The organism is Ornithinibacillus sp. 4-3 (genome assembly GCF_040958695.1).
In the GTDB taxonomy this organism is placed as follows: domain Bacteria; phylum Bacillota; class Bacilli; order Bacillales; family Amphibacillaceae; genus CALAMD01.
In genome coordinates this window covers 1,109,195-1,121,960 of the sequence record NZ_CP162599.1, presented here as the reverse complement: position 1 = coordinate 1,121,960, position 12,766 = coordinate 1,109,195, and the positions used below count along the sequence as shown (strand labels likewise).

The following is a 12,766-nucleotide window of genomic DNA, read 5'->3' as shown; positions in this document are numbered from 1 at the left end:
CTTTTTCTTGCTCTTTTATTCATCCTTCATTGTACGTTTAAAGCAAACATACATGAATATAGCTGCAACAATTACCCAAATCGCAACAATGAATATTGGTGTCCATGTATCTAGGTAATAAGCATCAATCAGCTGGATCATAGGGAAATAGTTGAAAATTTTCAGTACTAAGCTTCCCTCTTCTAAGCCAAGTAACTGAACCATTGGTGTAAAACCAAATAAGAACATAATAGGCATTAAATAAGCGGTTGTCATTCCAACTGTTTTTACAAATAAACCAATTCCAATTCCTAAGAATAAAAAGAACAAGAATAGAATAATTAAACCAATGATGACTTTTACATCTAAAATTGGCCCCATGCCCATTATAGCTAGGGAAATAATCATTGTAGCAATTGTTAATAATACAATAACTAAACTTTTACCAACAAGCACATCAAAAATAGTGGCTGGAGATAGTGTAAGTCCACGTAATGTCTGCTTCTCATTTTCTTCAGCCATCATTATCATGATACCACCAGCAGATACAGAGGAGAAAATAACACCTACGACTAAATAAATCATTTCTATTGGCATCTCTTCATCGCCACCAATGCGGCTGTAAAAGAACGCTAGAATAATAGGAACAATCGGCATAAATAATGTCATCGTATTTTTCATGAAATCTTTCATATCTTTTTCAAAAATCGCGAAGATTCGTTGTGTGTTCATTCCTCTAGCTCCTTTCCAGTTACCTTTAAGAAAATATCTCCTAGGGTTGGGTTATCAGTCTGCATTGTTTTTACTTGCCCATCTTCAATTAACTGTTTTATTTTCTCACCATTTTCAGCTGTATTTGCCAATGTGATAACTTCACCTGAAAATGTTTCCACATGAAAATCATGTGTTGAATATTTATAGCGTAATTCACCTGGCTCATCTAATTCTTGAATTTTCCCTTGATGTAAAAAAGCTACTCGATCACATAAAACAGTTGCTTCCTCCATATTATGGGTGGTTAAGAAAATAGTTGTTCCTGCTTCATTTAACTTTTTTAAGCTTCGATGGATTTGTGCCATGTTTCCTGGATCTAATGCAGAGGTTGGTTCATCTAAAAACACTAGCTCTGGTTTATGAATAAGCGCCTTTGCCAGTAAAATTCTTTGCTTCATCCCTTTAGATAATTTTGAAACAGTTTTCTTCTCTTCACCAGCTAAATTAACTTCTTTCAACATATAATCAATTTGATCAAGTGACACATCGTATAGTTTACAAAATAACTTCAAATTATCATATACAGTTAAACGCTCATATAGCACGCTATTATCTGATAAGATTCCTATTCTCGATTTAAACGCTGAGGATGTGAACTCATTTGGACCCTTTTCTAATACTTTCATTTCTCCATTTGTACTTTTTAATTGCCCAGTCAACATTTTTATTGTTGTCGTCTTACCTGACCCACTCGGACCGAGCAAACCAAAAATTTCACCTTTTTTCACAGTAAAGCTGAGATCTTCTACTGCTGCTTGTTGCTTAAATAATTTGCGAACATTTTTAAGCTCAATTACATTTTCCAAATCAGAAATCCTCCTTTTTAAATTGCCTTTCTCTTAAATATCTTGAAGAATAATAATTATTGCGGATTTTATTTCAAACTTTCTACTTTTCTATTTAACCATATTTCCAGCATATTAATCTAGTTTCTTTTTTCTTAGGAACATTGTATTATCTAGCAAATTAAAAACTTCAAAAAAATCAATCACTTATACATGTACTGCTAATACAAATATTTTTGCTTTAGCTTGTTTTCTCTCCACATAATTTATTTAGGGGCAGAATACCATTTACAATATGAACAGGAACATATAAAATGTAGTTATCTAAAGGAGGAGAGTTCATGTCTGGTTATCCTATTGTTTTATCACAAGATCAATTCTTGCATCGTGACAAATTGACATACCCTTTCGAAGAACGTGGATTGCAATTTGGTGATGGTGTTTATGAAGTAATACGTATTTATGAAGGAAAATATTATTTACTTCAAGAACATGTAGATCGTTTATATCGTTCCGTGGAAGCAATTCGTATTGACATGCCTTATTCAAAAGAAAAATTTACTGAGTTATTACATGAATTATTAGAGAAAAATGATATGAAAGCTGATGGTAAAGTTTATTTACAAGTAACTCGTGGTTCTGCACTACGTGACCACCCTTTCCCAACAGATACAGTACCTAATATTTATGCATATGCATCTGATCAAGCACGTAATCTAGACTTTTTAACAAATGGAGTTTCTGCACTAATTACTAAAGATATTCGTTGGGAAAGTTGTTATATTAAGAGTTTAAATTTGCTTCCTAACGTTCTAGCAAAACAAGAAGCTAGAGAAAATGGCTGTTTTGAAGCACTTCTTGAAAAAGCTGGTGTGATTACAGAATGTAGTTCATCCAACGCATATCTAGTGAAGGATGGGAAAATTTACACGTACCCAGCAACAAACCGTATTTTACACGGATGTGTACGTATGCGTGTAGAGCAATTTGCTAAAGACTTGAATATTCCATTCATTGAAGAAGCATTTACCGTAGAAGATATAGATACAGCAGATGAAGTATTCTTATCTAGCAGTACAGCTGAAGTAATGCCAATTATTTCAGTTGACGGTAAGCAAGTAAATGATGGAAAGCCAGGTCCAATTACGAGAAAATTACAAGCAGCATATGAAGAAGATGCTAATATTGTAGATAAGAAGATTTCTGTTAGCTAAATAAATTTAAAAAGGCATTCGGAAAATGTTTACCACATTTTCCGAATGCCTTTATTTAATGTTTAATGATGCAAGACATGATAAATTTTCCTAATAAGACCAGAAATTGTATCTTCTAACACTTAAATTTTGACTATATATTCATTATTACTAAAAACCTTTATAGCGTTCTCTAAATCATCACTCTTTACTAAAAGATAATCTGTATTATACGTTGAAATTGCAAAAATGCTAATTGATTTTTCAGCTAATAAAGTCGATATTTTAGCTAAAATGCCAACTAAACTGAAATCTAAAACATCATCAATTTTAAAGGCTTTCCAATGATCCTCCCGGTTGATGGTTTGTGTGGGAACATTTTCAGTAGGAAGAACTACAGATGTTTCCTCTTCTGTTTTCCCAATAAATAATGGACTTATTGAAAAATCTATCATACTCAAATCTGAAACTTGTATTACAGAAAATTCCTTAGATAACAATTTTAAAATCAATATCACCATCTCCGTTCTCATAACTATTATCATATAACAGTGACTGAGAATTTCATAAAACATTCTTTCATAAGAGGCTTAAATAAAAAAAGTAGTGTAAACCCAATAAATGGATATTACACTACTAATTATTAATCTTCCACTTCTTCTATTTTTAATCCATTGATTGTTTTGATTTTCTCTGTCTCTAGCTTATTTTGAGGATAAATAAAACAGAGTTCTTCATGCGAAGATGTGCTCATCCAAACTTTCCCATTCTGATAGAAAGATAAATCTTCCGGTAAATCTGGCATTTGCCATTCAAAAAGAGAACTAGACATTTTCTTCAGTATTGCTTTTGCGTTTTCAGTAGTTTTGAAATAATAAACATCTGCTGTAGCACCATCTAACATCGTACTAGCCCATTCAGATTCTTTTTTCATCACTGTAAATGAATTTTGAAGCACTTTTAATTCATTTTCCAACTCTGAGACATCTTCGTCTATATCTGTTCTTAAGACTAGTTGAAATTCATCACAAAATTGAAAACAGATATCAAGTAGTTCTCTATATACTTTATTTTTAGGATTCTTCACAATACTTAACATCTATTTTTCCTCCATGACAGTGCATAAAAATTCCAAATCTAGCTTCCCATTTCAAGGCTGTCTAAGAAATTTTCAAGTATTTCTAAGTAAGCATCCTTATGAATTACAAATGCTTCTCCATGCCCCGCATCAGGAAAGGTATATATTTCTGCTTCACTATTTGTATTTTCATATAATTCCCATGCTAAATCTGTTGGTACAAAGGTGTCTGCTTCTCCATGAATATATAAAATTGGTAGATTTGCTTTTTTCACTTGTTCTAATGCGCTTGCTTCACCAAAAGTATAACCTGCTTTTATTTTTGTCAAAGCACTTGTGGAATGAAGTACTGGAAATGCTGGTAGATGAAACATTCGAGTAATTTGATAATCGAACATATCCCATACAGATGTATACGGACTATCTGCAATAATTCCCTTCACATTATCAGGAAGCTCTTCTCCAGCTGTCATTAGAACTGTTGCAGCCCCCATTGAAAGACCATGTAGGATTATTTCTGTTTCTTCCCCTAGCTTTTCGACCAATGTATCAACCCACTGCACTAAATCTAAGCGATCATGCCAACCAAAACCAATATAATCTCCTTCACTTTGCCCATGTCCTCTTGCATCCGCAAAAAAGATATTATATCCTAATTCCTCATAATAATGCTGTCCATATAAAGCCATATCCTTTGCATGACCTAAATAACCATGTGATAAGATTACCAGTTTATGAGTAGGTTCCTTAGCTGGTAGAAAATATCCTTGCAATTCTAGACCATCATAAGATGTTATATTATAAATTTCATAGTTTTGATTTTTTGACCAGTCTCGCCAATCTCCATCTAGAAAGACTTCTAATGCCTCAGCAGAAACTTCTAGATCATTATTCCCCTGCAAAAATTCTTTTACATTTCTATCAATAGCTAAGTTGTAAAAGAAAAAACTCGCACCAATATTTATTGCAAAGAATACGAGGACGATTCCAATTACGATGTATTTTATTTTTTTGCGCATGCGATCTCCCCTTATCCTGTTCATCATATGAATCTATTATACAAAAGATTCTTTGTTTATTTTAGTGGTATTTTTAGGATGATGAAATAGATACGCATTATTTTCAACCTTACAGACTAACATAAAATGCCGTAGGGAATTTTAAACTTTCCCTACGACATTAAATTCTATTTTATATTTAGTTTCTGACCTTGCACATACTGAGTGACATCCATTCGAGTCAACTTACTGTATTTACGATCCATTTGATTCGTCCATGTGTCTAATCTTTGATTTTCCGAACGACTATCATAATAGTCTTTGATACGTTCATCAAATTCTGTTAATAGTTGTTTTTGTTCTCTCTCATCTTGAGCATAGCCATTTTCATGATAAACAACTGGAATTGGAAATCTAGGTTTTTGTTCAGGCTTATGATCAGGGTAACCTACAGCAATTCCATACAAAGGAATAACGTATTCTGGGATATTTAAAATTTCACTCGTACGGCGAATATCATTTCTTAAGCTACCTAAGAAACAAATTCCAAGTCCCATAGATTCTGCTGCAACAACTGCATTTTGTGCTGCCAAAGAAGCATCTACAGTTGCTACAATAAATGCTTCTGTACTTTGTAAGCTTGTTAAAACTGTTTCATCCTTTGAAGATTGGTCATGAATTCGCTTTAAGTCAGCACAAAATACGAATAAATGTGCATTATCCTCTACATAAGGTTGACCAGAAACTGCTCTTAGTTGGGCTTTCTTTTCCTTGTCTGTAACCCCGATAATCGTAAACGCCATGACATAGCTAGATGTTGATGCCATTTGCGCAGCTTTTACAATCGTATGAATTTCTTCTTCTGTTAGCTTCTCATCTGTAAACTTACGAATCGAACGGTGATTCATAATCGTTTCTAATGTTGGGTTCATTTTATTCTCCCCTTCAGCTATTATTTATTTTCTTGTAGCTCTTCTATAAATGTTTTTAATACGCGAATACTTTGTACACAATCAGATAGCTCTGACCATTCCGCTGGATTATGACTCACGCCATCCTTACTTTGAACAAAAATCATTGCTACAGGAAGCTTAGATCCTACAATCATTGCATCATGACCAGCACCACTTGGTAAATAGAAGGGCTCTATTCCACATTTTCCAACAGATTGAGCAAGCTTTTCCTGTAATTCCGAACTAATTTGAATTGGTGTTACTCGTGACTTCTCTTCATGCTCAACAGTCACATTATGTTTTTCGGCAATTTCTGAAGAAAGTTTTAAAATATGATCTACTAACTGATCACGCTTATCTTTGTAAATATCACGAGTATCTACAAATAAATTTACTTTTCCTGCAATAACATTCACACCATTTGGCTCTACATTTAATTTCCCTACTGTTGCCACAGCTGAATCACTGTATTGATGTGGTAATTTATTAATCGCTACAACAAAGTCACTTGCTGCTAATAGCGCATCTTGGCGATCATCCATCGGTGTATTTCCTGCATGTCCTGCTTTTCCAAGAAAAGTCATTTCAATACGACAAGAGCCAGCAATTCCAGTAACAATTCCACAAGGCAAGTTTAATTTCTCTAACCGTTTTCCTTGTTCAATATGTACTTCTACATACGTATCAATTTCTTGTGGATCTCTTTGCGCTTGTAAATATTTCTGGGCATCTAAACCGACCTCTGCTAATACTTCCGTGAAGGTTGCCCCTGTTCCATCCTTTAATGCTAATTTATCTTCCAATTTCTCCAAGCCCATCATTGCTTTACTTCCTTGCAGGCTTGACATAAAGCGAGATCCTTCTTCATCACTAAAAACAACAATTTCATATGGCTTTATCGGTTGATAACCGGATTCTTTCCAAGCTTCTACCACTTCTAATGCAGCAATTACTCCTAATGGACCATCAAAATGTCCACCCTCTGGCACACTATCTACATGAGATCCACTCATAATTACTGGTAAATCATTTTGTTTCCCTTCAAGACGTCCAAAAACATTTCCCGCCTCATCCTGACGAACCTCTAAGCCTGCTTCCTTCATCCAGCCGATAACTAATTGTTTCGCAGCCAATTCCTCTTTAGAATATCCAGAACGATTTGAGCCATTTGCAGGACTAAGACCAATTTCTGATATCGCATGAAGACGCTGAGCTACTCGCTCTCCTTTAATCCCATCTATATCGTATTTCGCATCGTAACTTTGCAATAATTTTTCTTTTAACATACTCATCATTTTCCCCTCCAATGTATATTTATTTAAAATAGTTTTAAAATTCTTCTTTCCATTTTAATTATAAACGATTCAATTTATTTTAACATCCATATCATCATTCAGCAGAAAATGTTACCCCATTAAATAAGGCAAAATAATAGACCAAGCTTCTACTTTTTCCGAAAAAGATTTAGTGTATTTACCGGGAATTGGACTTGTAGATGGAAGCTGGATAACCTCTACATCATACTTTTCAAGATTTTTAAAATGCTTTTGAAATGTTTGATATGCTTTTGTACCATTACACCCAATTAGCTTTAGACTTGGAAATGTATCTAACAGCTGGAATATATCATTAGGTTCCTCTTCAATAATATTTGCATCTAAGCTCCCTTGGCGAAAGCAGTTTTGAATGACATCCCATAATGCTATCTTCTTCCCTTTTAGAAAAGCTATTTTTTCTGAGTATGTTTCTAGCGGTTTTTGTTGAAATAATTCAAACATAATTGGCCAAAAGTGATTACGTGGGTTACCATAGTACTCCTGTTTTTCCAAAGATTTCACACTAGGCATAGATCCAAGAATAAGTACGCGTGGATTTTTCGGCAATACAGCTGGAAAAGAATGGATTCTCTGCATGATATAGTTTCCTCTCTCATTTCTAGTTAAAATTATCGTAAAATAATTCACTTCTATAAATCAAGTTTGCGCTATAATAGATTTACTTCATTATTAGATTAGACAGGAATTCTTTGAAATTCGCTATCCAATATAGAATATTACTGCAAGGAGACGGAAGATGAGAGCTATTTTTATCGGTATTTTATCTGCTTTATTTTTCTCAGTAACATTTATTTTGAATCGCATGATGGATCTTGAAGGGGGAAGCTGGATTTGGAGTGCATCCCTAAGATTTTTCTTCATGCTACCAATGTTATTATTGATTGTTGGCTATCAAAAAAATATTAAACCTGTGTTGGCACATTTAAGGCGATATCCTACACAGTGGATTCTTTGGAGCACTGTAGGTTTTGGGCTATTTTATGCACCATTAACCTTTGCCTCAAGCTTTGGGCCAGGTTGGCTTGTTGCTGCTACATTTCAATTAACCATTATTGCTGGTTCTCTATTAGTACCATTTATTAATAAAAGTGGTTCAAAACGGATACCTATGCAAAGCATATGGATTTCCGTCGTTATCATTTTAGGTATATTTATTATGCAAATTGAACATGCGTCCTCTGTTTCTTGGGTTCATATGATGCTTTGTGTCATTCCACTGCTTATCTCGGCATTTGCCTATCCACTAGGAAATCGAAAGATGATGCAAATCTCTAACGGAGAATTAACAACCTTTCAACGTATTTTAGGAATGACTATTGCCAGTATGCCGTTTTGGATTATTTTATCTGTTTATGGACTTTTAACTGAAGATTTACCAACTGCTAGTCAAGTCGGTCAAACTTTCATCGTGGCAATTTCTTCTGGAGTTATTGCGACCGGATTATTCTTTTATGCAACGGAGCTCGTGAAAAATGATAATCAGAAATTAGCTGGTGTCGAAGCGACACAATCTGGAGAAGTATTATTTGCTTTAATTGGCGAGCTTATCTTATTAAGCGCCCCACTTCCAGCTGTGGCTTCCTTTATTGGTATGGCACTCGTGATTTTAGGAATGGTTTTACATAGTATTAGTTCTTCGAAAAAGGTTCCAGTTCAAAAGAAAAGAAGCGCATCTATTTCTTAGCGCTTCTTTTCCTATTCCTCTCCTACAGCTTTTCTCATTACTTGTTTCACTCTATGTTTTTCTCTATCTCGTACAAAAAAAGCAAGAATAAATGCGATAAAAGTAATCGCTGTTGCAGCATAGAATGAAACATTTACTCCATGAATAAAAGCTTCTGTATTACTTTCAGCAACATCACCAATAATAAAGCGCGATGTCATCATGCTCACTAATAATGCGGTCCCTATAGAAGCTCCCACCTGTCGCATCGTATTATTCATCGCTGTGCCATGTGGAATCAAATGTCTTGGTAATTGATTTATACCTGCCGTTGTTGCAGGCATTAGGATCATGGATAATCCTAGCATACGAATCGTAAATACCACTGTTAAATAGGTAAGGGTCGTATCTGCACTTAGATTGGTAAATAGTAATGTAGTTATCGTAGTAATTCCTAAACCAATGATAAGTAGCCAACGAGCTCCAATATGGTCAAAGATTCTCCCTACAATTGGTGATAAGAAACCCATTAATAATGCCCCAGGTAACATCATCATTCCTGCATCTAGTGCAGTAAAGCTTGCCATGTTTTGCATATAGATAGGTAAAATAGTCTCTGAAGAAATCAATCCCATAAAACCAACCATGCCAATGACGGTTGTGATTCGAAAGGTTTTATTTTGAAAAACTCGAAATTCTAGAACTGGTTGTTTGAGTATAAACTGTCTGCGGATAAAGAATCCAAGAGAAATAAACCCTAAAATAATTACACCAAATGTGACATAATTAAATTGTTCATTACTACCAATCGTACTAAAGCCAAATAACAACCCTCCAAATCCAATAGTAGATAGTGCAATCGAGATAAAATCGACCTTTGGAAAAGTACGGGTAATTACATTTTTCAAAACAAAATAAGCAAAAATTATATCAATAATAACTAATGGCAGTACAATTAAGAATAAAAATCTCCAATGAATAAATTCAATCAGCCAACCAGCAATCACAGGAGCAAGTGCTGGAGCAAAAGAAATAACTAATCCAACTGTACCCATAATTGTCCCTCTTCGTTCGATAGGAAAAATCATGATTAATACCGTCATCATTAATGGCATTAAAATCCCCGCACCAATTGCTTGAATAATCCTACCAAACATCAGTATCGGAAAGTTCAGTGCAATTGCACAAATCACTGTTCCGATAAAAAAGACACACATGGAAGTCATAAATAATTTCCTTGTTGTAAATGTCTCCATTAGAAAAGCAGTAATTGGAATCATAATTCCATTGACCAGCATAAAAACAGTCGTTAGCCATTGCACTGTGTTTTCTGTTAAGTCAAGATCAAGCATAATTTGAGGTGTAGCGGTCAGTAAAAGGGTCTGATTTAACAAAGACAAGAAAGAACCTGCTATAAGTACGAGAACAATTGGTAATTTACTTCGTGTAGAACGTTGTTGGATTGGAATCTTGTCCAAAAATAATTTCCCTCCCACCTTTTTAAAGCGCTTTCAAAAAGCCATATTAAAAAAACTAGAAGATTTCTAGTTTTTCTTTGACTAAATTCAATCCTATTATGTAATCAAACAATTATGTATGAAACGCTTATTTTTCTATAGTTTTTTACCTACAAAAAAACCAGCTTCCTATATTCTTTTCTTAAGAAGGAACTGGTCAAATCATTTATTTTTTAGGTTAAGCCACGATTGCCGTAACAAAAAATAAAAAGTTTTAAACCACCACTTCGCTAAGTGGGTGTTTGCAGAAGCCTTCCTGTCGTCCCCTACACATTGAGGGCTTGACATTTCAACTTCGATTAAAACTCCCTATTCCAATTATAGAGGTTAAAACTTAGAATTATCACGTACACCGTAGCCTATATGTATATGATAGCGATGAATACCTCATAATGCAAGGAAAAATTCTTTCCATCTTATACCTAAAATAAAGTACTGAGATCTAAACAGCAATTGACGAATTGGAGATTCCTTGTAAAATGATGATAGAGATAAAACAAAATTGCAATCAACAGGAGCTTCTATATTTCTCCTATAGATCGTAATGAACATACAGAAATAGAATATAGGAAATGGGGACTACTATGATTTACTACATTGCAGCATATTTATTAAAAATTATTTTAACTATTTTTAGACCATTAAAAGTACATCAAAAAGAAAAGCTACCACAGGATGGCGGCTATATCATTGCTTGTACACATACAGGTTGGGTGGATATTTTATGGTTAGGTGTCTCAATTTTACCAACCAAAATTAACTACATGGCAAAAGTTGAGTTATTCCAAAAGCCTGCGCTTAAATGGTTAATGGGGAAATTAAAGGCTTTTCCAGTCAATCGTGAAAATCCAGGACCAAGCTCTATTAAAATCCCACGTAAATTATTAAAAGATGGAGAAATCGTCGGGATTTTCCCAAGTGGTACAAGAACAACAGAGGAAGTTCCATTAAAAAAAGGTGCCGTTACCATTGCAACACATTCCAAAGCTCCAATTGTTCCAGCAGCATATGTTGGACCAAATAACTTTAGTGACTTATTTAAATTTAGAAAACCACATCTTATTTTTGGAGACCCGATCACACTTGATCCTGACCTTCCTAAAAAAGAAGCTATTGATAAAATGATGGACGATCTAAACAAAGCATTAATTGATTTACAAAATCGCATTAAATAAAAAGCAGGGATTGTTGAAGGTTTTATTTTTCAACAATCCCTATTTTCATTTATGGACGATCAATCACTTTATTTTCTAATGTTCCAATATTTTCTATTTCTAGTGTAACTATGTCTCCAGCTTGGAGGAATTGAGGTGGCTTCATAGCTACTCCTACCCCATCTGGAGTACCTGTCATAATAATATCTCCAGGCTCTAATGTTACTAAATGTGAGATGAATTCCATTAAAAATGGCACATCAAAAATAAGTTTATTCGTATTTGAATCTTGACGCTTCTCACCATTTACATAAGAACGAACATTTAAATTAGCAGGATCAGATAATTCATCTGCGCTAACTACCCATGGACCAATCGGTGAAGTACGGTCAATTGCTTTTCCTTGTAACCATTGTGGTGTACGCTTTTGTAAATCACGAGCAGTTGTGTCATTTCCAATGGTATATCCAGCAATATAAGCAAAAGCATCTTCTTTCTTCACTTCTCTTGCTTCTTTTCCAACTACAATACATAATTCTACTTCATAATCTAATTTTTCTGTTTGTGGTGTTTTTTCAATAGCATCTTCAGGTCCAATTAAGGATGTAGCGTATTTTGTAAATAATACTGGAAATTCCGGTACATCACTTTCCATTTCTGCGGCATGTTCAATATAATTTCGCCCGATACAGATAATTTTACGTGGTTCAGGAATTGGTGTTTCTAAAGTTACTTTTTCTCTATCTAGTGAAATAACATCTGATTTATCTACCTGTAAAGAATATTCATAAGCAGCTTTTGCTTTATCAAAAGCTGGCTGTCCAATTCGATAAAAAGCATTGGGACATGCTGGTAATTCCTTGTCAATTTCTTCTATTGCTGATAAATTCTCTTCTGCAAACATCGCTAGACGATAGCTTTCCTGAAGGTCAACTACTTTGTTTTCTACGATAAACCCCATACGAGCTGAGCTTTGGTTTGCTTTTGCCTTATAACTAACAAGCTTCATGTAATACTCTCTCCCTCTATGTAAATTCTGTTCTGCATTAAATATAACATATTTTCCGTATTTTCATACATCAATTCATGTCAGAAAAGTCAATTTTGAATGCTCTTCCCTATTACAAGTTATTTAATAATTTCCAATCTAAAATCACCTTCCAAATATTAGTTGACATTTTTTTTCAAATAAAGTAATGTTAGAGCAACAATTAAATCATTATATTTCTTATCAAGAGAGATGGAGGGACTGGCCCTGCGATATCTCGGCAACAGACTTTTATAAGTACTGTGCCAAATCCAGTAGCATAATGCTTGAAGATAAGAAGAGAATAA

13 protein-coding genes, 1 other RNA gene and 1 riboswitch are annotated in these 12,766 nt (G+C 34.3%); of the genes, 3 read left to right on the top strand and 11 right to left on the bottom strand.

Annotated elements, in window-relative coordinates:
• Positions 1 to 15: 15 nt before the first annotated feature.
• Together AB4Y30_RS05480 and AB4Y30_RS05475 are read right to left on the bottom strand one after the other, a co-directional pair.
• A complete protein-coding gene (locus AB4Y30_RS05480; protein ID WP_368654483.1) occupies positions 16 to 711 on the bottom strand; it encodes an ABC transporter permease in 696 nt (231 codons plus the stop codon).
• Positions 708 to 1,559, bottom strand: coding sequence for an ABC transporter ATP-binding protein (locus AB4Y30_RS05475; RefSeq protein ID WP_368654482.1), 852 nt, complete (start codon positions 1,557 to 1,559; stop codon positions 708 to 710). The genes AB4Y30_RS05480 and AB4Y30_RS05475 overlap by 4 nt, the downstream gene beginning before the upstream one ends.
• 320 nt (positions 1,560 to 1,879) lie before the next feature.
• Here AB4Y30_RS05475 and dat point away from each other — a divergent pair, with 320 nt between their 5' ends.
• The gene (gene dat, locus AB4Y30_RS05470; RefSeq protein ID WP_368654481.1) at positions 1,880 to 2,752 is read left to right on the top strand and encodes a D-amino-acid transaminase; all 873 of its coding nucleotides are present in this window, start codon (positions 1,880 to 1,882) and stop codon (positions 2,750 to 2,752) included.
• Positions 2,753 to 2,874: 122 nt separating this feature from the next.
• Here the strand turns inward: dat and AB4Y30_RS05465 are convergent, their stop codons facing one another.
• From AB4Y30_RS05465 to AB4Y30_RS05440, 6 genes are all read right to left on the bottom strand, one after another.
• On the bottom strand, positions 2,875 to 3,243 hold the full coding sequence (locus AB4Y30_RS05465; protein WP_368654480.1) for an ACT domain-containing protein: 369 nt from the start codon (positions 3,241 to 3,243) through the stop codon (positions 2,875 to 2,877).
• Positions 3,244 to 3,374: 131 nt separating this feature from the next.
• Entirely contained in the window at positions 3,375 to 3,830 is a 456-nt protein-coding gene (locus AB4Y30_RS05460; protein ID WP_368654479.1) for a stage III sporulation protein AH, read from the bottom strand.
• Positions 3,831 to 3,868: 38 nt separating this feature from the next.
• Positions 3,869 to 4,828: an alpha/beta hydrolase gene (locus tag AB4Y30_RS05455; RefSeq protein ID WP_368654478.1), complete on the bottom strand. Its 960-nt coding sequence runs from the start codon at positions 4,826 to 4,828 to the stop codon at positions 3,869 to 3,871.
• A gap of 167 nt (positions 4,829 to 4,995) precedes the next feature.
• Positions 4,996 to 5,739, bottom strand: coding sequence for an oxygen-insensitive NADPH nitroreductase (nfsA, locus tag AB4Y30_RS05450; RefSeq protein ID WP_368654477.1), 744 nt, complete (start codon positions 5,737 to 5,739; stop codon positions 4,996 to 4,998).
• 20 nt (positions 5,740 to 5,759) lie between these two features.
• On the bottom strand, positions 5,760 to 7,052 hold the full coding sequence (locus AB4Y30_RS05445; RefSeq protein ID WP_368654476.1) for a Zn-dependent hydrolase: 1,293 nt from the start codon (positions 7,050 to 7,052) through the stop codon (positions 5,760 to 5,762).
• A 114-nt stretch (positions 7,053 to 7,166) separates the two neighbouring features.
• Positions 7,167 to 7,673 carry a DNA-deoxyinosine glycosylase gene (locus tag AB4Y30_RS05440; RefSeq protein ID WP_368654475.1) on the bottom strand — a complete coding sequence of 169 codons (507 nt, stop codon included), beginning with the start codon at positions 7,671 to 7,673 and terminating at the stop codon, positions 7,167 to 7,169.
• A 160-nt stretch (positions 7,674 to 7,833) separates the two neighbouring features.
• Between AB4Y30_RS05440 and AB4Y30_RS05435 the strand changes: the two genes are divergently transcribed.
• Positions 7,834 to 8,781 carry a multidrug resistance efflux transporter family protein gene (locus AB4Y30_RS05435; protein ID WP_368654474.1) on the top strand — a complete coding sequence of 316 codons (948 nt, stop codon included), beginning with the start codon at positions 7,834 to 7,836 and terminating at the stop codon, positions 8,779 to 8,781.
• Between the two features lie 11 nt (positions 8,782 to 8,792).
• On the opposite strand, the gene AB4Y30_RS05430 is transcribed toward AB4Y30_RS05435, so the two are convergent.
• On the bottom strand, positions 8,793 to 10,238 hold the full coding sequence (locus AB4Y30_RS05430) for an MDR family MFS transporter (RefSeq protein WP_368654473.1): 1,446 nt from the start codon (positions 10,236 to 10,238) through the stop codon (positions 8,793 to 8,795).
• Between the two features lie 215 nt (positions 10,239 to 10,453).
• A non-coding RNA gene (gene ssrS, locus AB4Y30_RS05425) (6S RNA) lies at positions 10,454 to 10,641 on the bottom strand.
• 220 nt (positions 10,642 to 10,861) lie between these two features.
• Here ssrS and AB4Y30_RS05420 point away from each other — a divergent pair.
• Complete coding sequence (locus AB4Y30_RS05420) at positions 10,862 to 11,452, top strand: lysophospholipid acyltransferase family protein (RefSeq protein WP_368654472.1); 591 nt, start codon at positions 10,862 to 10,864, stop codon at positions 11,450 to 11,452.
• Between the two features lie 49 nt (positions 11,453 to 11,501).
• On the opposite strand, the gene AB4Y30_RS05415 is transcribed toward AB4Y30_RS05420, so the two are convergent.
• Positions 11,502 to 12,440, bottom strand: coding sequence for a fumarylacetoacetate hydrolase family protein (locus AB4Y30_RS05415; protein WP_368654471.1), 939 nt, complete (start codon positions 12,438 to 12,440; stop codon positions 11,502 to 11,504).
• A gap of 216 nt (positions 12,441 to 12,656) precedes the next feature.
• Positions 12,657 to 12,758: riboswitch (SAM riboswitch) on the top strand.
• Positions 12,759 to 12,766 lie beyond the last annotated feature (8 nt).

Bases quoted from the DNA above. Each gene is read 5' to 3' on its own strand.
- AB4Y30_RS05480 (WP_368654483.1), bottom strand. From the start codon at position 711: ATGAACACACAACGAATCTTCGCGATTTTTGAAAAAGATATGAAAGAT.
- dat (WP_368654481.1), top strand. From the start codon at position 1,880: ATGTCTGGTTATCCTATTGTTTTATCACAAGATCAATTCTTGCATCGT.
- AB4Y30_RS05460 (WP_368654479.1), bottom strand. From the start codon at position 3,830: ATGTTAAGTATTGTGAAGAATCCTAAAAATAAAGTATATAGAGAACTA.
- AB4Y30_RS05455 (WP_368654478.1), bottom strand. From the start codon at position 4,828: ATGCGCAAAAAAATAAAATACATCGTAATTGGAATCGTCCTCGTATTC.
- nfsA (WP_368654477.1), bottom strand. From the start codon at position 5,739: ATGAACCCAACATTAGAAACGATTATGAATCACCGTTCGATTCGTAAG.
- AB4Y30_RS05445 (WP_368654476.1), bottom strand. From the start codon at position 7,052: ATGAGTATGTTAAAAGAAAAATTATTGCAAAGTTACGATGCGAAATAC.
- AB4Y30_RS05440 (WP_368654475.1), bottom strand. From the start codon at position 7,673: ATGCAGAGAATCCATTCTTTTCCAGCTGTATTGCCGAAAAATCCACGC.
- AB4Y30_RS05435 (WP_368654474.1), top strand. From the start codon at position 7,834: ATGAGAGCTATTTTTATCGGTATTTTATCTGCTTTATTTTTCTCAGTA.
- AB4Y30_RS05420 (WP_368654472.1), top strand. From the start codon at position 10,862: ATGATTTACTACATTGCAGCATATTTATTAAAAATTATTTTAACTATT.
- AB4Y30_RS05415 (WP_368654471.1), bottom strand. From the start codon at position 12,440: ATGAAGCTTGTTAGTTATAAGGCAAAAGCAAACCAAAGCTCAGCTCGT.